The following is a 20961-nucleotide window of genomic DNA, read 5'->3' on the forward strand; positions in this document are numbered from 1 at the left end:
CCTCAGGCTTGCGCGCGGCGGATGGCTTCCCACACGCGCAGCGGCGTGGCGGGCATGTCGAAGTCCTTCACCCCCAGCGGGGCCAGCGCGTCGAGCACGGCGTTGATCACGGCCGGCGGCGAACCGATGGCGCCGGCCTCGCCGCAGCCCTTGGTGCCCAGCGGGTTGTGCACGCAGGGCGTGCACACGGTGTCGAGCTTCAGCGTCGGCATGTCGTCGGCGCGGGGCATGGCGTAGTCGCTGAAGGAAGCGGTCAGCAACTGGCCGCTGCCCGGGTCGTACACGCACTGCTCGAGCAGCGCCTGGCCGATGCCCTGGGCGATGCCGCCCTGCACCTGGCCTTCGACGATCATCGGGTTGATGATGGTGCCGAAGTCGTCCACCGCGGTGAAACGGTCCACGCGCGTGACCCCTGTCGCGGGGTCGATCTCGACCTCGCAGATGTAGGTGCCCGCCGGATAGGTGAAGTTGGTGGGGTCGTAGAAGGCCGTCTCGTTGAGGCCCGGCTCGAGCTTGTCCAGCGGATAGTTGTGGGGCACGTAGGCGGTCAGCGCCACCTGGGCGAAGGGGATGGACTTGTCGGTGCCCTTGACCGTGAAGTTGCCGCCGGAGAACTCGATGTCGGCGTCGCTGGCCTCGAGCAGGTGGGCGGCGATCTTCTTGGCCTTGGTCTCGATCTTGTCCAGCGCGCGCATGATCGCCGCGCCGCCCACGCTGATCGAGCGCGAACCATAGGTGCCCATGCCGAAGGGCACGCGCCCGGTGTCGCCGTGCACGATGTCCACGTTGTCCACCGGAATGCCCAGGCGCGCCGCCACCACCTGGGCGAAGGTGGTCTCGTGGCCCTGGCCGTGGCTGTGCGAACCCGTGAACACGGTGACGCTGCCGGTCGGATGCACCCGCACCTCGCCGCATTCGAACAGGCCGGCGCGCGCTCCCAGCGCGCCCGCGATGTTGCTGGGCGCCAGGCCGCAGGCCTCGATGTAGCTGGAGTAGCCGAGGCCCCGGCGCAGCCCCCTGGCCTCGCTGGCCGCGCGGCGCGCGGCGAAGCCGGCCACGTCGGCCAGTTCTTGCGCGCGGCTCAGGCAGGCAAGGTAGTCGCCGGTGTCGTACTGCAGCGCGACAGGGGTCTGGTAGGGCCACTGGTCGATCAGGTTGCGCCTGCGGATCTCGTCCTGCCCCAGGCCCAGCTCCCAGCCGCAGCGCGAGACCAGGCGTTCCAGCAGGTAGGTGGCCTCCGGACGCCCGGCGCCGCGGTAGGCATCCACCGGCGCGGTGTTGGTGAACCAGGCATCGACCTCGACGTAGATCTGCGGAGTCTTGTACTGCCCGGCCAGCAGCGTGCCGTACAGGATGGTGGGAACCGCGGTGGCGAAGGTCGACAGGTAGGCGCCCAGCGCGGCGTCGGTGTGCACGCGCAGCGCCAGGAAGCGGCCCTGCGCGTCCATGGCCATCTCGGCATGGCTGACGTGGTCGCGGCCGTGCGCGTCGCTGAGGAAGGCCTCGCTGCGGTCGGCGGTCCACTTGATCGGGCGCCCGCCGAGCTTCTTCGAGGCCCAGGTCAGGGCCACGTCCTCGGCGTACAGGTAGATCTTGGAGCCGAAGCCTCCGCCCACGTCGGGGGCGATCACGCGCACCTTGTGCTCGGGCAGGCCCATCACGAAGGCCGTCATCAGCAGGCGCTCGACGTGCGGGTTCTGGTTGGCCACGTACAGCGTGTACTCGTCGGTGGCCCGGTGGTAGCTGCCGATGGCCGAGCGCGGCTCGATGGCGTTGGGCACCAGGCGGTTGTTCACCAGATCCAGCCGGGTGACGTGCGCGGCCTTGGCGAAGGCCGCGTCCACCGCCGCCTTGTCGCCCAGCGCCCATTTGTAGCAATGGTTGTCGGGGGCCGCGTCGTGCAGGGCGGCGCCCTTGCCGGCGGCCGCGTCGGCCACCTGGGTCACCGTGGGCAGCACCTCGTAGTCGACCTCGACCATCTCGGCGGCGTTGCGCGCCTGCTCCAGGGTCTGCGCCACCACCATGGCCACGTGGTCGCCCACGTAGCGCACCTTGCCCTGCGCCAGGACCGGGTGCGGGGGCTCCTTCATCGGCGTGCCGTCGGTGCTGGTGATCAGCCAGCCGCAAGGCAGGCCGCCGATCTTGTCGGCGGCCACGTCGGCGCCGGTGAACACGCCCTGCACCCCCGGTGCGGCACTCGCCGCGGCGGTGTCGACGGAGCGGATCACGGCGTGCCCGTGGGGCGAACGCACGAACACCGCGTACAGCTGGCCGTCCAGCCGGATGTCGTCGGTGTACTGGCCCCCGCCGGTGAGGAAGCGGTAGTCCTCCTTGCGGCGGACGGCCTCGCCGATATGCGGAAGCTTGGCGAAATCGGATGCACCCATGTCGTGTCTCCTCGGAGAAAAGTGGCGGTCGCGCGGTGAGCGGGTTCAGGACCCGGACATGGCCTCGCGGCCCTTGAGCACGGCCTTCACGATGTTGTGGTACCCGGTGCAGCGGCACAGATTGCCCTCGAGCAGCTCGCGCACCTCGGCCTCGCCGGCCTGCGGATGCTTGCGGCACAGGTCGAGGGAGCTCATCACCATGCCCGGCGTGCAGAAGCCGCATTGCAGGCCGTGGCACTCCTTGAACGCCGCCTGCATCGGGTGCAGCGTGCCGTCGGCGGCGGCCAGACCCTCGATGGTGGTGATCTCGGCCCCGTCGGCCTGCGCCGCCAGCAGGTTGCAGGACTTGACCGCGTCGCCGTTCATCAGCACGGTGCAGGCGCCGCATTGCGCGGTGTCGCATCCGACGTGGGTTCCGGTCAGTCGCAGGTGCTCGCGCAGCGCCTGCACCAGCAAGGTATTCGGGGCGACGTCGATCGACGCCCGGCGCCCATTGACGGTCAACGTGACTTGCATCGCGGCTCTCCTCGTGGCAGCGTGCGGACAAAGCGCCGGCACGCGGTTATGCTGAACGGAACCATTGTTGGAGTCCCGCATGACCGTCTCAAGTCAGGGATTTCAGGGAAAACACCGAGTTCGAGCCCTGCTGCCTCGAAATTTCTCAAAATGGAACACTGCCTGCGATCCGCGATGCCATCGACCCAGCACGCCCTCACCGCACCGCCCGCTGAAGCTCGCCTGGACGACATCGCGCAGGCGCGGCGCCTGGTCATGGCCGAGGGTCGGGAGCTTCCACCGCAGGTGCTGGGAGCCCAGCGCGCATGGATCGAGCGCTCCTGGCGGCGCTGCCTGCAGCGCGGGCGCCGCCCCGAGGAGCGCGTGGAGTTCGACTGCGTGCCCAGGTCCGAGCTCAAGGCCAGCGAGGAACGCCACCACGAGCTGCTGGCGGTGGCGGCGCCGCTGCTCGACGAGCTGGCGCGCGCCATCGCCCGCACCCACTACTTCGCCATCCTCACCGACGCGCAGGGCATGGTGATCGACGTGCGCGGCGCGGCCGACCGCGGCGACCGGCGCGTGCGCAACATCGCCCGCGTGGGGGTGGATCTGTCGGAGGCCAGCATCGGCACCAGCGCCATCGGCGCCGCGCTCGGGGAACTGCAACCGGTGTGGCTGCACCGCGGCGAGCATTTCTACCGCGACACCTCGGCCTACAGCTGCGCCGGCGCGCCGCTGTTCGCGCCCGACGGGCATTGCGCGGGCATGCTCGACCTCACCGGCGTGGACGCGCTGGAGCGTCCGGAACTGGCCGACCTGGCCGCGCAAGCGGCCCGGGGCATCGAGAACGCGCTGGTGCTGGCCCGCCCGCACGCGCTGAGCCTGCGCCTGAACTGGCCCGGGCACGGGCTGGGCGGCGAGTCCGACGCGCTGCTGGGCCTGGACGCCGACGGCTGGATCGTCGCCGCCAATCGCGCGGCGCGCGCCCTGCTGCCGCAACTGGCCGGGCTGGGAGCGCCGGTGCACGCGGGCGAGGTCTTCGCGCTGGCGCCGCAGCGCCTGTTCGAGCACGCGCGGGCCTCCGAACTGCTGGACACCGGGCCCATGGAACTGGCCCTGTGGTCGGGGCTGCTGGTGCAGTTGCGCGCGCGCCGCCCGGGGCAGGAGGGCCGCGGCCCGCTGGCCTCGGCGCGCAGCCGCATGTCCCTGCAGCAGCTGGAGGACGCGCTGGTGCGCCAGGCCGTGGCCAGCGCGCGCGGCAACGTGGCGGAGGCGGCACGCGCGCTCGGCGTCAGCCGCGCCACCGTGTACCGCAAGCTCGGCACTCGTCCGGGAGCGCGGAAATAAGCGCCCAGGGTCCTAGCGATAGTCTGGTCTGGTGCTCACAACGCTGCCGTAAAGGTCGAACAGCACGGCCTTCGTCACGCTTGTCTCCTTTCACGCATTCCAGAGCCGGGCCCATGAGGCGCCTAGCGCCAAGGCGATGGCCGCGGCTCCCGCGAGAGTGAGCACTCCGCCGATGCCGAGCAAGGATGCAAGAGCCGCGCCGAGCAAAGGCCCCGCAACCAGCACTGCAAGCTGCGCACTGCGCGCGGTAGAGGCTACTGCGCCAATGGTCTCGGCCGGGCAACGCAACTGTTGTGTGACGCCAAAATACATGGCTGTGATCCCGTAGCAGCAACCGTTGATGATCCAGAAACCAAGCAAACCGATCGTGGACACGCTGGCTCCAAGCCAAGCGAGAAGGCCGGGAATCAGTACAGACGCCCCAAAACCTGCAAGCGACAACAGCGCGAGCCGCCGCCCCGCCCTATCACTGACCGATTTGAAGATGATCGCCCCACCAATGCCACCAAGGGCAGTCGCCGAGACAATCTGCCCAAACACCGCCGGTCCGCAGCCTAGGCCCCTCAGAAACAGCGCAAGCAGGGGATCATAAAGCGCCAAGACAGCGGTCTGGGTCAACATGGCGGTGAAGGCTAGCCTATACATCCCATCATTTCGCAGCAGTTGCCAAATTTGCCCGCCGACCGCCAGACATCTTGGTGGTGGGTTGCGCAGGCGCATACGGTCAGCAGCCGTCCGTCGAAGAAGTTCGAGGCAAGCAAGCGCAGGGACGACAAGCCAGGCCGAAAGCCAAAACCCCGCCGATGCCCCGAACCTTTGTGCGATCAGACCACCAAGGATGGGAGCTCCTATCTTGGCCGATTGATCGATCACGGTCACTATTTGTATGTTGGAAATCATTTGCCCGCGCTGGAGCAGCCTCTTGACGAGAACCTGCTCGGCAGGCATTGCGCAAATATTTGATACGCCTTGGAGAAAAACCATCGCGAGCATCGCCGCTGGCTTGGTCGAAAAAATGATCCCCAGGGAAGCGATAGCGCGAAGCAGGTAGCTGGACGAAAGCGCCGTTATCGGAGGCACCCTATCGGCCAGCGCGCCGATCCATGGACCAAGGAAGAGGCTGGAAAATCCGTAAAGACTGGCTGCGAGCCCAATCGTTGCCGTGGAGGCGCCGCGAGTAAACGCGAGGATGGAAAAGACCAATGTAAAATCCATCCAAAGTATGATGCTGCTTATGCATCGCGTCACTAGCAGTGCGCGTACCGCGCCAGCAGGGATTGGATCAGACATGCCCACTCTCTATCATCGATTCGGCCCGGAGAAAAAGCGCCCCCTCGATGACTACCCCATCAAGCCCGAACTCCCGCGCGAACCGAAAAAGATCTGTACTTCTATTTATAAATCCGCGGCCCTTGAAGTTCAGCGACGTATTGCAAAGCACCCCGTAGCCACTTATTTTACGAAATTCGAACAGCAGGTCGTGAAGAAGCGCGTTTTGCGCCCGCGAAACTGATTGCGGACGCGCCGTTCCGTCGACATGAGTGATGGCCCCTAGCTTTGGTGAACTGACATTTGCGAATTGCAGCATGTAAGGACTCGTTCCGCCTATCTCAAAATGCTCCATGAGGTCCTCTTCCATGCATACCGGAGCAATGGGGCGAAAGCTTTCACGCTGCTTGATCCGGTTTAAGCGATCTCGCGTACCACTCAAAAACGGAGCCGCCAATATTGACCGATTTCCAAGCGCTCTAGGCCCCATGCCTGTTGGGGATTACTGAGCCTGCTCGCTTGTCGGTTGGATCAACTTGTTGTAGGCATCATTCGATTGATGGGAGAGGCTTGGCTCCAGGTAGATTCGACGTATGACGTTTTCTCCGTAGGGTAAAGATGACCGGTATTGGTCAAGGCGCGTTCTGCGCGGATTGCAAGATACGCTGCCCGCAGATGGGCGGGTAGCCACGCTGTCAAAAGCGCGTTTTCATAATGGCCCTTTTGTCCGCGAGGGCGGCAGTTCTTGAGCAAACGAAACGGACAGCGCTGGGCGCGGCGTGGTGAACCCGGGCCGGTAGATCGCCCGCCCCGAGAAGATCGCAAGTAGGCGTCGAAATCGACGGCGTGCGCATCCTGCGCCCCCCATGGTCAGCCCTTCTGGGAAGAATCGCGGTGGATCGCCAGCGCACGCCATGGACGGTGCTTGCGAGCGGCGGCCGCGCGCCGCGCGAAGCCGGCGTTTCGGGGTGGCTGAGCGGCGCAGGCAGGCAGGCGGCGCGCGCAGCGCGCTTCCAACATCATGCTTGCGGCAGCTGTCCGAGCGCAGCGCGCCAGCGCGAAGCGAGTTCTGCCGCGCGCCTGATTGCCGAGCAGCGCAGGCGGAGTCGGCCCCCCTGGGCCGACCACCCCGTCGCCGGCGCAGCGCGGGGCGCGGCTGCCGCTCGCACGCGGGGCGATGCGCCGCCCACGGTCCTAGACCGAGATCAGCGCCCGCACGCCGTCGGCTTCCATGTCCTCGCCGCGCCCGGCGCGCACGATCTCGCCGCGCGACATCACGCAGTAGTGATCGGCCAGCGCGCGCGCGAAGTCGAAGTACTGCTCGACCAGCAGGATGGCCATGTCGCCGCGCGCGGCGAGCAGGCGGATCACCCGCTCGATGTCCTTGATGATCGAGGGCTGGATGCCCTCGGTGGGCTCGTCCAGCACCAGCAGCTTCGGGCGCGCCGCCAGCGCGCGCGCGATGGCCAGCTGCTGCTGCTGGCCGCCCGACAGGTCGCCCCCGCGCCGGCCCAGCATCTGGCGCAGCACCGGGAACAGCTCGAACAGCTCGGCGGGGATCTCCGGGCGCCCGGGCAGCCCGGCCAGCCCCATGCGCAGGTTGTCCAGCACGCTCAGGCGCGCGAAGATCTCGCGCCCCTGGGGCACGTAGCCGATGCCCAGGCGCGCGCGCACGTCGGGGGCCAGCTGGTCGATGCGCCGGCCGTCGAGCTCGATGCTGCCGGCGCGGATGGGCACCAGGCCCATCAGCGACTTGAGCAGCGTGGTCTTGCCCACCCCGTTGCGTCCCAGCAGCGCCAGCACCTGGCCGCGCCCTACCTGCAGGCTGAGCCCGCGCAGGATGTGGCTGCCGCCGTAGAACTGGTCGATGGTTTGAATGCTCAGCATGCGTCCTGCTCCCTGGCCCGGTCAGCGTCCGAGATAGACCTCGACCACGCGCGCGTCGGCCTGCACGTCCTCCAGGCTGCCCTCGGCCAGCACACTGCCCTCGTGCAGCACGGTCACCCGGCCCGCGATGGCGCGCACGAATTCCATGTCGTGCTCCACCACCATCAGCGTGTGGCGCCCGGCCAGGGACAACAGCAGCTCGGCGGTGCGTTCGGTCTCGGCGTCGGTCATGCCCGCCACCGGCTCGTCCAGCAGCAGCAGCTGGGGCTCGAGCATCAGCAGCATGCCGATCTCCAGCCACTGCTTCTGGCCGTGCGACAGGTCGCCGGCACGGCGCCCCGCCTGCTCCTGCAGCCCGATGGTCTCCAGCACTTCCTGCATGCGCAGGCGCTGCTGCGCGCTCAGGCGCGCCCACAACGCGTCGCGCACGCGCTTGGAGGCCTTCATCGCCAGCTCCAGGTTCTCCAGCACATTCAGGTTCTCGAACACCGTGGGCTTCTGGAACTTGCGCCCGATGCCGGCGGCCACCACCTCGGCCTCGCGCAGGCGCAGCAGGTCGATGGTCTGGCCGAACCAGGCCTGTCCCGAATCGGGGCGGGTCTTGCCGGTGATCACGTCCATCATCGTGGTCTTGCCGGCGCCGTTGGGGCCGATGATGCAGCGCAGCTCGCCGGCGTCGATGGACAGGCTCAGGCGGTCGAGCGCGCGAAAGCCGTCGAAACTCACGCTGATGTCGTCCAGGTACAGCGCCACGCCATGGCTGAGGTCCACGCCGCGCGGGCGCATGCGCGCCAGTCCGCCGGTGGCCTCGCCCGCCTCGGGCGCCTCGCGGAACACCACGTCGCGCCAGTCCACGGCGACCGGGTCCGTGGCGGCGGTGCCCGCAGGCGGGCGGGCGCGCGGGGAGTCTTCAGCCACGGCGGCGCCTCCAGGCGAGCAACAGGCCGGCGATGCCGCCGGGGGCGTACAGCGTGACCACCACGAACAGCGCGCCCAGCAGGTACAGCCAGAACTGCGGGAAGGCCACGGTCAGCCAGCTCTTGGCGGCGTTGACCAGCACCGCGCCCAGCATCGGCCCGACCAGCGTGCCGCGCCCGCCGACGGCGGCCCAGATGGCGATCTCGATGGAATTGGCGGGCGACATCTCGCCGGGGTTGATGATGCCCACCTGGGGTGCGTACAACGCGCCGGCCAGGCCGCAGACCATGGCCGAGACCGTCCACGCGAACAGCTTGAACCACAAGGGCTCGTAGCCGCAGAACATGACCCGGCTCTCGGCGTCGCGGATGGCGCTGAGCAGGCGCCCGAAGCGCCCCTGCACCAGCCAGCGCAGCAGCAGGAAGCAGGCCGCCAGGCTCAGGCTGGTGGCGGCGAACAGCGCCACCGTCATGCCGGCCGTGCCCACCGGCCAGCCCAGCAGCACCTTGAAATCGGTGAGCCCGTTGTTGCCGCCGAAGCCCGTCTCGTTGCGGAAGAACAGCAGCATGGCCGCGTAGGTCAGCGCCTGGGTGATGATGGAAAAGTACACCCCCCGGATGCGCGAGCGGAAGGCGAAGAAGCCGAACACGAAGGCCAGCAGCCCGGGCACCGCGACGGCCAGGAACAGGGCGTAGGCGAAGTGCCCCGTGCCGGCCCAGTACCAGGGAAAGCGGGTCCACTGCATGAACTGCATGAAGTCGGGCAAGGTGCCGCTGGCCGCGTTCATCGCGCGGTTCAGGTACATGCCCATGGCGTAGCCGCCCAGCGCGAAGAACAGCCCGTGGCCCAGCGACAGGATGCCGCCGTAGCCCCACACCAGGTCCATGGCCAGCGCGACCATGGCGTAGCACAGGATCTTGCCCGCCAGGCCTACCCAGTAGGACGACAGATGCCATGCGCTGGCCTGCGGCAGGCCCAGCGTCAGCCAGGGTACGAGCACGCAGCTGGCCAGCACGAACAGGCCCAGCGCGCCCCAGCCCCAGCGCGGCAGCAAGCCGGCTCGGTGCGCGGGGGGCGCGGCGCGCGGCGAGGCCACGGTGGCGGCGGCGTGGTCCGCCGGGTCGCGGCCGGCGCCGGCGGAAAGGGTCGGTGGACTCGACGACATGGCCTCAACCCTCGACGCTGCGGCCCTTCAGGGCGAACAGGCCCTGCGGACGCTTCTGGATGAACAGGATGATCATGCCCAGCACGGCGATCTTCGCCAGCACCGCGCCGGCCACCCCTTCCAGCAGGGTGTTGACCACCCCCAGGCCCAGGGCCGCCACCACGGTGCCTCCGAGCTGGCCCACGCCGCCCAGCACCACCACCATGAAACAGTCGACGATGTACTGGGTGCCCATCTCGGGGCTGACGTTGCCCACCTGGCTGAGCGCGCAGCCGGCCAGGCCGGCGATGCCGGTGCCCAGCCCGAAGGCCAGCCAGTCCACCCGCGCGGTGCGCACGCCCACGCAGGCGGCCATGGGCCGGTTCTGGGTCACCGCGCGCACGAACAGGCCCAGGCGGGTGCGCCCGATCAGCAGCGCCATGCCCAGCAGCACGCAGGCGGTGAAGCCCAGGATGACCATGCGGTTGTACGGCAGGATGAGGTTGGCCATCAGGTGCAGGCCGCCCGACATCCAGGGCGGGTTGTCCACCTGCACGTTCTGCGGCCCGAACAGGCTGCGCACGGCCTGGATCAGCAGCAGGCTGATGCCCCAGGTGGCCAGCAGGGTTTCCAGCGGGCGCCCGTACAGGCGCCGGATCACCACCCTCTCGGCGACCACGCCGACACCGCCCGCCACCAGGAAGGAGCAGGGCACGGCGAGCACCAGCGCGTAGTTCTGCCAGGCCGGCAGCCAGGTCTGGAACAGGCTTTGCACCACGTAGGTGGCGTAGGCGCCGAGCATGATGAACTCGCCCTGCGCCATGTTGATCACGCCCATCAGCCCGTAGGTCACGGCCAGGCCCAGCGCGGCCAGCAGCAGGATGCTGCCCAGGCTGATGCCCGAGAACAGCATGCCCACGCGCTCGCCCCAGGCCAGGCGCGAGTCGATGGCGCGCAGCGAGGCCTGGATGCGCTGGCGCACCGCGGCGTCGGGTTCCACCCAGGTCTGGCCGTCGCGCTGCAGGCGCGACAGCAGCAGCGCGCGCACCGCGGGATAGTCGCTGGAAGCCAGCTCCGAGGCGGCGGTCAGGCGCTGCGCGGGGGTCCCGGCGCGCAGGCGCGCGGCCGCCGCCAGCAGGCGCAGGCGCTGGCGGATGCCGGCGTCGGTCTCGTGCTGCAGCGCCTGCTCGACCAGGCCGGCGTCCAGGGCCTCGGGGTCGCCCTCCAGGCGCTGAACCGCGAGCAGGCGCTCGGCGCGGTCGGCGGAGAACAGGTGCAGGGCCGCGCGCGCGGCGGAGAACTGCTTGCGCAGGTAGTTGTTGTTCACCACCGGCTGCGCGTCCGCGCCCGGCGTCAGGGCCTTGCCGGTGGCCGCGTCGACCCACTGCCCGCCCTGCTGCAGCTCCACGGTGTCGCCGTCGATCTGCACCCGGTTGTCCAGCAGCGCGCCGAGGAATCCGGCGAGCCTGGCGTCGGGGTGCTGCAGCGCCTGGTGCAGCGCCTGCAGACGCGCCGAGGTTCCGCCGCGACTCAGGGCCAGCGCCTGCCCCGCGTCCAGCGCGAGCGCCGGGCGCGACAGGCCCAGGCACAGGCCCAGGCCCATCAGCAGGGGCAGGACCAGGCGCGCGAGCAGCGGGACGATGGGGCAACGGGACATGGCGTGGCACTCGGACGTCGACGGGACCCGGCTCGCTCAGGCGTTCTTGGGCTTGGGGATGTAGGGGCTCCAGGACTCGCCTGCAACCAGGCCCTTGGATTTCCACACCACGTCGAACTGCCCGTCCGCGCGCACCTGGCCGATGAGCACCGGCTTGCTCAGGTACTGGTTATCCAGCACCTCCACGGCGTAGCCGTCGGGCGCGGCGAACTTCTGCCCCACCAACGCCTTGCGCACCTCGTCGACCTTCGTGGACTTGGCCTTCTCCACCGCCTGCTTCCACATGTGGAGACCGATGTAGGAGGCCTCCATCGGGTCGTCGGTCACCGGATAGTCCTTCAGGCCCTTGGCCTTCACCCAGGCCTTCCAGGACTTGACGAATTTCTCGTTCCTCGGGTTCTTCAGCGACTCGTAGTAGTTCCACGCGGTGAGCTGGCCCACCAGGGGCTTGCAGTCGATGCCCGCCAGTTCCTGCTCGGCCACCGAGAAGCCCACCACCGGGATGTCGGTGGCCTTGATGCCCTGGTTGCCCAGTTCCTTGTAGAAGGGCACGTTGGAGTCGCCGTTGATGGTCGAGATCACGCAGGTGGGCCCCGCGGAAGCGAACTTCTTGATCTGCGCGACGATGTTCTGGTAGTTGCTGAAGCCGAAGGGCGTGTAGACCTCGGCGATGTCGCTGTCCTTGACTCCCTTGGAATGCAGGAAGCCGCGCAGGATGGCGTTGGTGGTGCGCGGGTACACGTAGTCGGTGCCCAGCAGGAAAAAGCGCTTGGCGCCGCCGCCGTCCTGGCTCATCAGGTACTCGGTGGCGGGGATGGCCTGCTGGTTGGGCGCGGCCCCCGTGTACACCACGTGCGGGTCCTGCTCCTGGCCCTCGAACTGCACCGGGTAGAACAACAGGCCGTCGAGCTCGTCGAGCACCGGCAGCACCGACTTGCGCGACACCGAGGTCCAGCAGCCGAAGATGGCCGCCACCTTGTCCTGCGAGATCAGCTGGCGGGCCTTCTCGGCGAACAGCGGCCAGTTCGAGGCCGGATCCACCACCACCGGCTCGATGGGGTGGCCGTCGACGCCGCCGGCGGCGTTGATCTCGGCGATGGTCATCAGGTCCACGTCCTTCAGCGCGGTCTCCGAGATCGCCATGGTTCCGGACAGGGAATGCAGGATGCCGACCTTGATCGGCGACTTGCGCGCGGCGATCGCCGGGAACGGCAGGCTGCTGGCCGCGACGGCGGCAGCGGCGCCGCCCAGGGTTTTGATGGCATTGCGACGGTCCATGCTGGTCATCCTCTTCAAGGGGGGTCAAGGGATGCCGCCACTCGTGCAAGTCCCGTGCCACCCCGCCGCATGCGCGATCCGCCCGCGCCCCGGGGGGAAGGTCGTCCGGCGCACGCGTGCGCGCGACCCGCGCGTGCTCGAAGGGCGCCCGCCCGATGCGCGCCGCGCACCAAGGGCGGGCGCCCGGGGCGCCGGCGCACCGGGGCCGTGCGTCGGCGCACCACGCGCCGCCGCGGGAGCACGCCCAGTGCAGGTGCGCCCTCCCCTGCGCGGCGCACCACGACGGCGGGTACGGTTCTTGCCATGGTGCATGCACCCGCATCCCACCCATTGCGCACCATGGACCTGAGCCCCCGCGAAAAGGACAAGCTGCTGATCTTCACCGCCGCGCTGCTGGCCGAGCGCCGCAAGGCGCGGGGCCTGCGCCTGAACCTGCCCGAGGCCGTCGCCTACATCAGCGCGGCGGTGCTCGAGGGCGCGCGCGACGGACGCAGCGTGGCCGAGCTGATGAGCTCGAGCCGCGAACTGCTGAGCCGCGAGGACGTGATGGACGGAGTCGCCGAACTCATCCCCGACATCCAGGTCGAGGCCACCTTCCCCGACGGCACCAAGCTGGTCACGGTGCACCAGCCCATCGCCTGAACCCGCGTCCCCAACCGAGGAGCCCCAGCATGACCCCCGGAGAAATCCTCTGCGCCGACGGCGAGCTCGAGCTCAACCCCGGACGGCCGCGCCTGCGCCTGGTGGTGCACAACGCCGGCGACCGCCCGATCCAGGTCGGCTCCCACTACCACTTCGCCGAGACCAACCCGGCGCTGCGCTTCGACCGCGACGCGGCGCGCGGCATGCGCCTGGACATCGCCAGCGGCACCGCGGTGCGCTTCGAGCCCGGGCAGCAGCGCACGGTGGAACTGGTGCCCTACGGCGGCGCGCGCCGCGTGTTCGGCTTTCGCGGCGAGCTGATGGGAGATCTGGCATGAGCCGCATCGCACGACGCGCCTACGCCGAGATGTTCGGCCCCACCGCCGGCGACCGCGTGCGCCTGGCCGACACCGGCTTGTTCATCGAAGTCGAGCAGGACTACACGCTGCGTGCCGGCGGCTACGGCGAGGAGGTCAAGTTCGGCGGCGGCAAGACCATCCGCGACGGCATGGGCCAGGGCCAGGCCACGCGCGCCGAAGGCGCCATGGACCTGGTGATCACCAACGCGCTGATCCTCGACCACTGGGGCGTCGTGAAGGCCGACGTGGGGGTGCGCGGGCAGCGCATCGCCGCCATCGGCAAGGCCGGCAACCCGGACGTGCAGCCGGGCGTGGACGTGGTCATCGGCCCCGGCACCGAGATCCTCGCCGGCGAAGGCATGATCCTGACCGCCGGCGGCATCGACTCGCACATCCACTTCATCTGCCCGCAGCAGATCGAGGAAGCCCTGGCCAGCGGCATCACCACCATGCTGGGAGGGGGCACCGGCCCGGCCACCGGCACCAACGCCACCACCTGCACGCCGGGCCCGGAGAACCTGGCGCGCATGCTGCAGGCGGCCGAGGCCTTCCCGATGAACCTGGGCTTCTACGGCAAGGGCAACGCCAGCCGCCTCGACCCGCTGCGCGAGCAGCTCGACGCCGGCGCCATCGGGCTGAAGCTGCACGAGGACTGGGGCACCACGCCGCAGGCCATCGACACCTGCCTGGAGGCGGCCGAGGAGTCCGACGTGCAGGTGGCCATCCACACCGACACGCTCAACGAGTCCGGCTTCGTCGAGGACACCATCGCGGCCTTCAAGGGGCGCACCATCCACACCTTCCACACCGAGGGTGCCGGGGGCGGCCACGCGCCGGACATCCTGCGGGTGCTGGGCGAGTCCAACGTGCTGCCGTCGTCGACCAACCCGACCCGGCCCTATACGGTCAACACCATCGACGAACACCTCGACATGCTGATGGTGTGCCACCACCTGGACGCCACCATCGCCGAGGACCTGGCCTTCGCCGAGAGCCGCATCCGGCGCGAGACCATCGCCGCCGAGGACATCCTGCACGACCTCGGGGCCATCAGCATCATGTCCAGCGACAGCCAGGCCATGGGGCGGGTGGGCGAGGTGATCCTGCGCACCTGGCAGACCGCGCACAAGATGAAGGCCCAGCGAGGCTGGCTCGCGCCGGCCCCGGACGCGGGCCTGAGCGCGGTCTGCGCGGACTCCCGCAACGACAACTTCCGCGCCCGGCGCTACGTGGCCAAGTACACCATCAACCCGGCGCTGGCCCACGGCATCGCGCACGAGGTGGGCTCGGTGCAGCCCGGGAAGTGGGCCGACCTGGTGCTGTGGCGCCCGGGCTTTTTCGGCATCAAGCCCAGCGTGGTGCTCAAGGGCGGCTTCATCGCCGCGGCGCTGATGGGCGACGCCAACGCCTCCATCCCGACGCCGCAGCCCGTGCACGCGCGCCCCATGTTCGGCGCCTTCGGCGGCGCGCTGGCCGCGACCTCACTGAGCTTCGTATCGCAGGCCGCGCTGGGCGCGGACATCGGCGCGCGCCTGGGCCTGCGCAAGCCCTTGAGCGCGGTGCGCGGCTGCCGCGGCGTGCGCAAGGCCGACATGGTGCACAACGCCTATACGCCGGCCATGCAGGTGGACGCGCAGACCTACGAGGTGCGCGCCGACGGCGTGCTGCTGCGCTGCGAGCCGGCGGCGGAGCTGCCCATGGCCCAGCGCTATTTCCTGTTCTGAGGAGGCGGCCATGCACGACACCAGGCTGCAGGTCGACAAGCGCATCCCGGGCGGCCGGGGCCTGGCGCGCACGCTGCTGGAACGCGCCGCGCTGCTGGTGCTGGACTGGGACACGCGCTCGCGCAGCCGCTTCGGCGCGCGCGACAGCCGGGGCCGCGAACTGGCGGTGTTCCTGCCCCGCGGCAGCGTGCTGCGCGACGGCGACGCCCTGGTCGGCGTCGACGGCTCGCTGCTGCGCGTGCGGGCCGCCGCACAGCCGGTGCTGCAGGTGCGCGCGCACGACGCGCTGGCGCTGCTGCGCGCCGCCTACCACCTGGGCAACCGCCACGTGCCGTTGCAGGTCGCCCCCGGGCTGCTGCAACTCGAACCCGACCCGGTGCTGGCCGACATGCTGCGGCGCATGGGCCTGCAGGTGCTGGAGACGCTGGCCGCCTTCGAGCCCGAGGCGGGGGCCTACGACGGTGCCTCCGCCGCGCATGGCCATGGACACGGCCACGGCCATGGACACGGACAGGGGCAGGGCCACGACAGGCCGCATGCCCATTCCGCGCACGAGCACGAGCACGAGCACGGGCCTGCCCACGCATACGACGCCGCCGGCGCGCCCGGCGCCGAGCGCGGCCGGGAGTGAGGGCGTGGATCAGGCCACCATGGACCAGGACGCGGCCACGGCGCCCGCCGGCTCCATCCCCGCCCCCATCCCCGCCCCCATCCCCGCCTGCGCCGAGCCGGCGCCGGGCCTGCCGGCACCCGAGCTGGCGATGATGTGGCTGTCCTCGCCGGCGCTGCCGGTGGGCGGCTTCAGCTACTCCGAGGGCCTGGAGGCCGCGGTCGACGCCGGGGTCGTGCCCGACGAAGCCGGCGCACTGCGCTGGCTGCGCGGGCAATTGCAACTGGTGCTGGCGCGCTCCGAGCTGCCGGCGGCCGCGCGCGCCCACGCGGCCTGGCGCGCCGGCGACCTGCGGGCCCTGCGCGAAGTCCAGTCGTGGGTGCTGGCGACCCGCGAAAGCGCCGAGCTTCGCCTGCAAAGCCAGCAGATGGGCCGCTCCATGCTGGACTGGCTGGCGCGCCTGCTGCCCGGGCACGCGCTGCTCGATCGCGCCGCGCAGCTGGGCACCGCGCCCTGCTGGCCGCTGGGTTTCGCCCTCGGAGCCTGCGCGCTGGGCCTGGACGCCCGCCGTACCCTGCAGGCGCTGGGTTTCTCCTGGCTGGACAACCAGGTGCAGGCCGCGCTGCGCAGCGTGCCGCTGGGCCAGAGCAGCGGCCAGCGCCTGTTGCACGCGCTGTCGCAGGATCTGCCCGCGGCGGTGGAGCGTGCGCTGGAACTGCGCGACCGGCCCGAGTCGTGGCAGAGCTTTTCCCCGATGCTGGCCGTGCTCAGCGCGCGCCACGAAACCCAGTACTCCCGTCTGTTCCGATCCTGAGCCCCGCCATGAGCACCCTGCCCGCCTCCGACGCCGCCTCCACCGCCGCCTCCGTCGGCGCATCGTCCCTGCCTTCCTCCGCCGCGCGCCACCCCGGCTCCCAGGTGCACGCGCTGCACCACGTGCGCGGGCGCAGCAAGCGCCTGCCGCCGCTGCGCGTGGGCATCGGCGGCCCCGTCGGCTCGGGCAAGACCACGCTGCTGGAAATGCTGTGCAAGGCCATGCGCGAACGCTACGACCTGGTGGTGATCACCAACGACATCTACACCCGCGAGGACCAGCGCCTGCTCACCGTGGCCGGTGCGCTCGAGCCCGAGCGCATCGAGGGCGTGGAAACGGGCGGCTGCCCGCACACGGCGATCCGCGAGGACGCCTCGGTGAACCTGGAGGCGGTGGACCGCATGCTCGAGCGCTACCCCGACGCCGACATCGTGTTCATCGAGTCCGGCGGCGACAACCTGGCCGCCACCTTCAGCCCCGAGCTGTCGGACCTGACCCTGTACGTGATCGACGTGGCCGGGGGCGAGAAGATTCCCCGCAAGGGCGGCCCGGGCATCACCCGCAGCGACCTGTTCGTGATCAACAAGGTCGACCTGGCACCCCACGTCGGCGCCGACCTGGACATCATGCGCGCAGACACCGAGCGCATGCGCCCCGGCAAGCCCTACGCGATGACCAACCTGAAGACCCTGCAGGGCCTGGAGGACGTGATCCGCTTCATCGAGACCCGCGGCCTGCTGACGCCCGGCTGAAAATTCAAGATCAAGTCATCGCAGGGCCGCCCCGCAGCCGGCGCCGGGCCGCCCCAAGGCGGCTGCGACCCCCTCGGGGGGCAGCGAGCGTCAGCGAGCGTGGGGGCCGTCCATCAAGTCGACCACACGCGGGGAACGCAGGGGGCGAGGCCCCAGGCCTGGGTGCGCCAGGCGGCCCACACGCCGCGCAGCAAATCCGCCACCGGCTCGACACGCTGGGCCATCGCCCGCAGCACCAGCACGCCGGGCTGCGGCGAAGTGACGCCCGCGCGCAGGCCCTCGGGCAGGTCCTCCAGCAGCGCGCGTGCCGTCTCCAGCAGGGCCTCGCGGCGCGCGGCCTGCAGCGGGCTTCCGGCGGCCAGCAGCAGCGTGCCCATCGCGGCTCGCCCGTCCAGGCCGCCCGGCGCCTCGCGCAGCACCCGATCGGTGCCGTCGATGCAGCCGCGTTCCAGCCACACGCCGGGGATTTCCAGGTGCTGGGTGAAACGGCCGCGCGCGAAGGCGTCGCCTGAGGCCGGCCGGCCCAGCGCGAGCATGTCCCAGGCCAGCATCTCGGCCCCGGGCTCCAGCTCGAACACGGCGCGGTTCTCGGCGATGCAATCCTCGTAGGCCAGGCTTTCCAGCGGCAGCCATTCCAGGCGCGCGCCCGCGGCCACGCGAGCCCGCAGGCTTTGCGAGGCGCCGGCGCCCAGGCTGCGGTAGAAGCGCGTGGCCCCCGGCGTGGTCAGCAGCGCGTGCGCGCCGGGCTCCAGTTCCAGCTCCATGTGCACGCTGTCGCCGCCGGCCAGGCCGGCGGGCGGGTGCACCAGCACGTGGTGGCACACCGCCTCGCCTTCGGGGTACAGCGCCGCCAGCACGCGCAGCGCGCCTTCGTGGCGGTGCAGGGCGCGCGTACGCCCGGCCTCGTGCAGGTAGCGCAGCTGCAGGCGCGAGGCCCAACCGGTATCGGCCGGGGCGGGGGTGGCCTGGTGCATGTCCACTCAGCCTCCCTGCACGGCGCCGAACACCTTGCGCACCAGCGCCGAGCCGGCGGCCGCGGGGTCGGCGCGGATCGACTTCTCCTCGTCGCCGATGGCCTGGTACAGCCGGTCCAGCGCCTGCCCGGTCACGTACTGGTCGATGCTGGCCTGGTCCTGCTGGACCAGGCCGAAGCGGGCCGCCTGCGCCGCGTAGCGGTCGTAGGTCTGCGCCAGGCCCACCTTCTGCGTCTGCTGGTGCACGATGGGCAGGAAACTGCGCTGCAGCTGGGTCTGGGTCTTGGCGCGGAAGTAGTCGGTGGCCGCGTGGTCGCCGCCGGTGAGGATGTTCTTCGCATCGGTGATGCTCATCTGGCGCACCGCCGACACCAGCAGGCTGCGCGCCTCGGGCACCGCGGCCTCGGCGGCGCGGTTCATGGCCAGTTGCAGCGCGTCGGCCTGCGCGCCCAGCCCGGCCATGCGCATCAGGCTGGAGGCCCGCTCGAGCGCCGGCGGCAGGGGAATGCGCCATTGCGGACTGCCCCAGAAACCGTCGCGGCGCCCCAGCGTGGACACCGCCACGTCCACGCCGCGGCCCAGCGCATCCTTCAGGCCCTGGCCCACCTGGCTGTCGCTGAGTTCGCCCAGCCGGGGGTTGGAGCCCGCGGGGGTGTTGCCGCTGCCGGGCGCGCTGCCGGCCAGGCCGCCGGGCAGCGCGCCCGGCAAGGCGCCGCCGAGCTGCTTTTGCAGTTGTCCGAGGTCGAAGCTCCAGGCGCTCGCCGCCGGCCAGGCGCTGGCCGCGCCCAGTGCACCGGCCAACCACGCGCGGCGCGCGCGTCCCCTTGGATTCATCGCAGGCTCCCCGGCGCGCTCCCGCCCGCGGCAGGCCGGCGCGCCCTTCGCGCACATTGTGACTCAGCGCGATGGCCGCCCCCCCCCCGATCGCGCTTCAGTCCTCCTCGCGGAATTCCAGCTCGCGTGTCTCGCCGGGCTCGCGCCCGAGTTCGAGCTTGCGCAGCTCGACGCGACGGATCTTGCCCGACAGGGTCTTGGGCAACTCGGCGAACTCGATGACGCGGATGCGCTTGTACGGCGCCAGGCGCTCGCGCGCGAAGCGCAGGATGTCCAGCGCCAGCTCGCGGCTGGGCGCCACGCCCGCGCGCAGCGCCACCACCGCCTTGGGCACCGCGGCGCGGATGGGATCCGGTGCCGGCACCACGGCCGCCTCGGCCACCGCGTCATGCTCGATCAGCACGCTTTCCAGCTCGAAGGGGCTGATGCGGTAGTCCGAGGCCTTGAACACGTCGTCCGAGCGCCCGACGTAGCTGAGGTAGCCGTCGGCGTCGCGGCTGGCCACGTCGGAGGTGTGGTAGTTGCCGCCGCGGCAGGCCTCGGCGGTCTTGTCGGGCTGGCCCTCGTAGCCCAGCATCAGGCCCAGCGGGCGTTCGTCGAGGGCCAGCGACACTTCGCCGTCGGCGGCCGGCCGTTCATCCACGTCCAGCAGCACCACGCGGTAGCCCGGCAGCGGACGCCCCATGGAGCCGGGCTTGACCGGCTGCCCCGGGGTGTTGCCGACGATGGCCGTGGTCTCGGTCTGGCCGTAGCCGTCGCGGATGGTGATGCCCCAGGCGCGGCGCACGCTCTCGATCACTTCCGGATTCAGCGGTTCGCCCGCGCCTACCAGTTCGCGCAGCGACACCTTCCAGCGCTCCAGGTCCTGCAGGATCAACATGCGCCACACGGTGGGCGGCGCGCACAGCGAACTCACGCCGCGGTCCCGCAGCGCGTCCAGCACGGCGCAGGCGTCGAAACGCGCGTAGTTGAAAATGAACACCGTGGCGCCGGCATTCCAGGGCGCGAAAAAACAGCTCCAGGCGTGCTTGGCCCAGCCCGGCGAACTGATGTTCCAGTGCACGTCGCCCGGGCGCAGGCCGATCCAGTACATGGTCGACAGATGCCCCACCGGATAGCTCTGGTGGCTGTGCAGCACCAGCTTGGGCCGCGATGTGGTGCCCGAGGTGAAGTACAGCAGCAGCGGATCCTCGGCGCGGGTCGCGCCGTCGGGCACGAATTCCTCGGCGGCCCGCAGCGAGGCCTCGTAGCCCTGCCAGCCGGGTGCCTGGCCGCCGACCACGATGCGCGTGTAGGGGCCGCCGAACTCTGCGAAGCGCTCCACCGCCGCGGCGCTGCAGATCACGTGGCGCACGGCGCCGCGCTCGAAGCGGTCGCGCAGGTCGTCCACGCTGACCAGCGTGGTGGTGGGCACGATCACCGCGCCCAGCTTGATGCAGGCCAGCATGCATTCCCACAGCGCCACCTCGTTGGGCAGCAGCAGCAGCACGCGGTCGCCGCGGCGCACGCCGAGTCCGCGCAGCCAGTTGGCGACCTGCGAGGAGCGCCGCGCCATCTGGTCGAAGCTGAGCTTGTCCTCGCGCCCCTGCTCGTCCACGATCCACAGCGCCGGGCTCGGGTTGCCGCGCGCCATGGGGTCGAAATAGTCCAGCGCCCAGTTGAAGTGTTCCAGCCGCGGCCAGCGGAAGCCCGCGTAGGCGGTTTCGTAGTCGCTGCGGTGGCGCAGCAGGAAATCCCGGGCCTGCAGGAATGCCTGCGCGGACGGACTGTCGCTCATCGGTGCCTCCTCGCTTGTGCTGAGGGTTATTGTGGTCTCTTGCCAGCCTAGTGTCCTGTCCCGCTAATCACTGTCATTTCGCCTGCGGGACAC

At 70.3% G+C, this 20961-nt stretch carries 19 protein-coding genes; 7 read left to right on the forward strand and 12 right to left on the reverse strand.

What is annotated here, in order from left to right; genetic code table 11:
• Positions 1-2 precede the first annotated feature (2 nt).
• Positions 3-2387 (reverse strand): xanthine dehydrogenase family protein molybdopterin-binding subunit, encoded by a 2385-nt coding sequence (locus D466_RS0109550; RefSeq protein WP_018913494.1) that lies wholly within the window; start codon positions 2385-2387, stop codon positions 3-5.
• Positions 2388-2432: 45 nt separating this feature from the next.
• The gene (locus tag D466_RS0109555) at positions 2433-2903 is read right to left on the reverse strand and encodes a (2Fe-2S)-binding protein (RefSeq protein WP_026285089.1); all 471 of its coding nucleotides are present in this window, start codon (positions 2901-2903) and stop codon (positions 2433-2435) included.
• Positions 2904-3077: 174 nt separating this feature from the next.
• On the opposite strand from D466_RS0109555, the gene D466_RS0109560 reads away from it, so the two are divergent.
• Positions 3078-4229, forward strand: a complete 1152-nt coding sequence (locus D466_RS0109560) for a helix-turn-helix domain-containing protein (protein WP_018913496.1) — start codon at positions 3078-3080, stop codon at positions 4227-4229.
• A gap of 90 nt (positions 4230-4319) precedes the next feature.
• Here D466_RS0109560 and D466_RS23295 read toward each other — a convergent pair whose 3' ends face one another.
• The 7 genes from D466_RS23295 to urtA form a co-directional block, all read right to left on the reverse strand.
• The gene (locus tag D466_RS23295) at positions 4320-5519 is read right to left on the reverse strand and encodes an MFS transporter (RefSeq protein ID WP_081629905.1); all 1200 of its coding nucleotides are present in this window, start codon (positions 5517-5519) and stop codon (positions 4320-4322) included.
• Positions 5512-5988 carry a carbamoyltransferase C-terminal domain-containing protein gene (locus tag D466_RS23300; protein ID WP_081629906.1) on the reverse strand — a complete coding sequence of 159 codons (477 nt, stop codon included), beginning with the start codon at positions 5986-5988 and terminating at the stop codon, positions 5512-5514. The genes D466_RS23295 and D466_RS23300 overlap by 8 nt, the downstream gene beginning before the upstream one ends.
• Positions 5989-6692: 704 nt before the next feature.
• Entirely contained in the window at positions 6693-7385 is a 693-nt protein-coding gene (gene urtE / locus D466_RS0109570) for an urea ABC transporter ATP-binding subunit UrtE (protein ID WP_018913498.1), read from the reverse strand.
• Positions 7386-7406: 21 nt separating this feature from the next.
• On the reverse strand, positions 7407-8171 hold the full coding sequence (gene urtD / locus D466_RS0109575; protein ID WP_156004163.1) for an urea ABC transporter ATP-binding protein UrtD: 765 nt from the start codon (positions 8169-8171) through the stop codon (positions 7407-7409).
• Between the two features lie 124 nt (positions 8172-8295).
• Positions 8296-9468 (reverse strand): urea ABC transporter permease subunit UrtC, encoded by a 1173-nt coding sequence (gene urtC, locus D466_RS0109580; RefSeq protein ID WP_018913500.1) that lies wholly within the window; start codon positions 9466-9468, stop codon positions 8296-8298.
• Positions 9469-9472: 4 nt separating this feature from the next.
• The gene (gene urtB / locus D466_RS0109585) at positions 9473-11104 is read right to left on the reverse strand and encodes an urea ABC transporter permease subunit UrtB (protein WP_018913501.1); all 1632 of its coding nucleotides are present in this window, start codon (positions 11102-11104) and stop codon (positions 9473-9475) included.
• A gap of 36 nt (positions 11105-11140) precedes the next feature.
• Positions 11141-12382, reverse strand: coding sequence for an urea ABC transporter substrate-binding protein (gene urtA / locus D466_RS0109590; protein ID WP_038165903.1), 1242 nt, complete (start codon positions 12380-12382; stop codon positions 11141-11143).
• Positions 12383-12721: 339 nt separating this feature from the next.
• Between urtA and D466_RS0109595 the strand changes: the two genes are divergently transcribed.
• Genes D466_RS0109595 through ureG form a run of 6 tightly spaced genes read left to right on the forward strand, consistent with a single transcriptional unit; the run spans position 12722 to position 17283 of the window.
• The gene (locus D466_RS0109595; protein WP_026285095.1) at positions 12722-13024 is read left to right on the forward strand and encodes an urease subunit gamma; all 303 of its coding nucleotides are present in this window, start codon (positions 12722-12724) and stop codon (positions 13022-13024) included.
• 29 nt (positions 13025-13053) lie between these two features.
• Positions 13054-13362, forward strand: coding sequence for an urease subunit beta (locus D466_RS0109600; protein ID WP_018913504.1), 309 nt, complete (start codon positions 13054-13056; stop codon positions 13360-13362).
• On the forward strand, positions 13359-15107 hold the full coding sequence (locus tag D466_RS0109605) for an urease subunit alpha (RefSeq protein ID WP_018913505.1): 1749 nt from the start codon (positions 13359-13361) through the stop codon (positions 15105-15107). The genes D466_RS0109600 and D466_RS0109605 overlap by 4 nt, the downstream gene beginning before the upstream one ends.
• Before the next feature lie 10 nt (positions 15108-15117).
• On the forward strand, positions 15118-15738 hold the full coding sequence (ureE, locus tag D466_RS0109610) for an urease accessory protein UreE (RefSeq protein WP_018913506.1): 621 nt from the start codon (positions 15118-15120) through the stop codon (positions 15736-15738).
• A gap of 4 nt (positions 15739-15742) precedes the next feature.
• Positions 15743-16531 carry an urease accessory UreF family protein gene (locus D466_RS0109615; RefSeq protein ID WP_018913507.1) on the forward strand — a complete coding sequence of 263 codons (789 nt, stop codon included), beginning with the start codon at positions 15743-15745 and terminating at the stop codon, positions 16529-16531.
• Positions 16532-16539: 8 nt separating this feature from the next.
• Positions 16540-17283: an urease accessory protein UreG gene (gene ureG / locus D466_RS0109620; RefSeq protein WP_018913508.1), complete on the forward strand. Its 744-nt coding sequence runs from the start codon at positions 16540-16542 to the stop codon at positions 17281-17283.
• A gap of 113 nt (positions 17284-17396) precedes the next feature.
• Here the strand turns inward: ureG and D466_RS0109625 are convergent, their stop codons facing one another.
• From D466_RS0109625 to D466_RS0109635, 3 genes are all read right to left on the reverse strand, one after another.
• A complete protein-coding gene (locus tag D466_RS0109625) occupies positions 17397-18257 on the reverse strand; it encodes an urease accessory protein UreD (RefSeq protein ID WP_018913509.1) in 861 nt (286 codons plus the stop codon).
• Between the two features lie 6 nt (positions 18258-18263).
• Positions 18264-19091 carry a DUF4197 domain-containing protein gene (locus D466_RS0109630; RefSeq protein ID WP_038165855.1) on the reverse strand — a complete coding sequence of 276 codons (828 nt, stop codon included), beginning with the start codon at positions 19089-19091 and terminating at the stop codon, positions 18264-18266.
• A 97-nt stretch (positions 19092-19188) separates the two neighbouring features.
• Positions 19189-20868, reverse strand: a complete 1680-nt coding sequence (locus D466_RS0109635; RefSeq protein WP_018913511.1) for an AMP-binding protein — start codon at positions 20866-20868, stop codon at positions 19189-19191.
• Between the last annotated feature and the right edge of the window lie 93 nt (positions 20869-20961).

It is taken from the genome of Thiomonas sp. FB-6 (genome assembly GCF_000377645.1).
Taxonomy (GTDB): Bacteria; Pseudomonadota; Gammaproteobacteria; order Burkholderiales; family Burkholderiaceae_C; genus Thiomonas_A.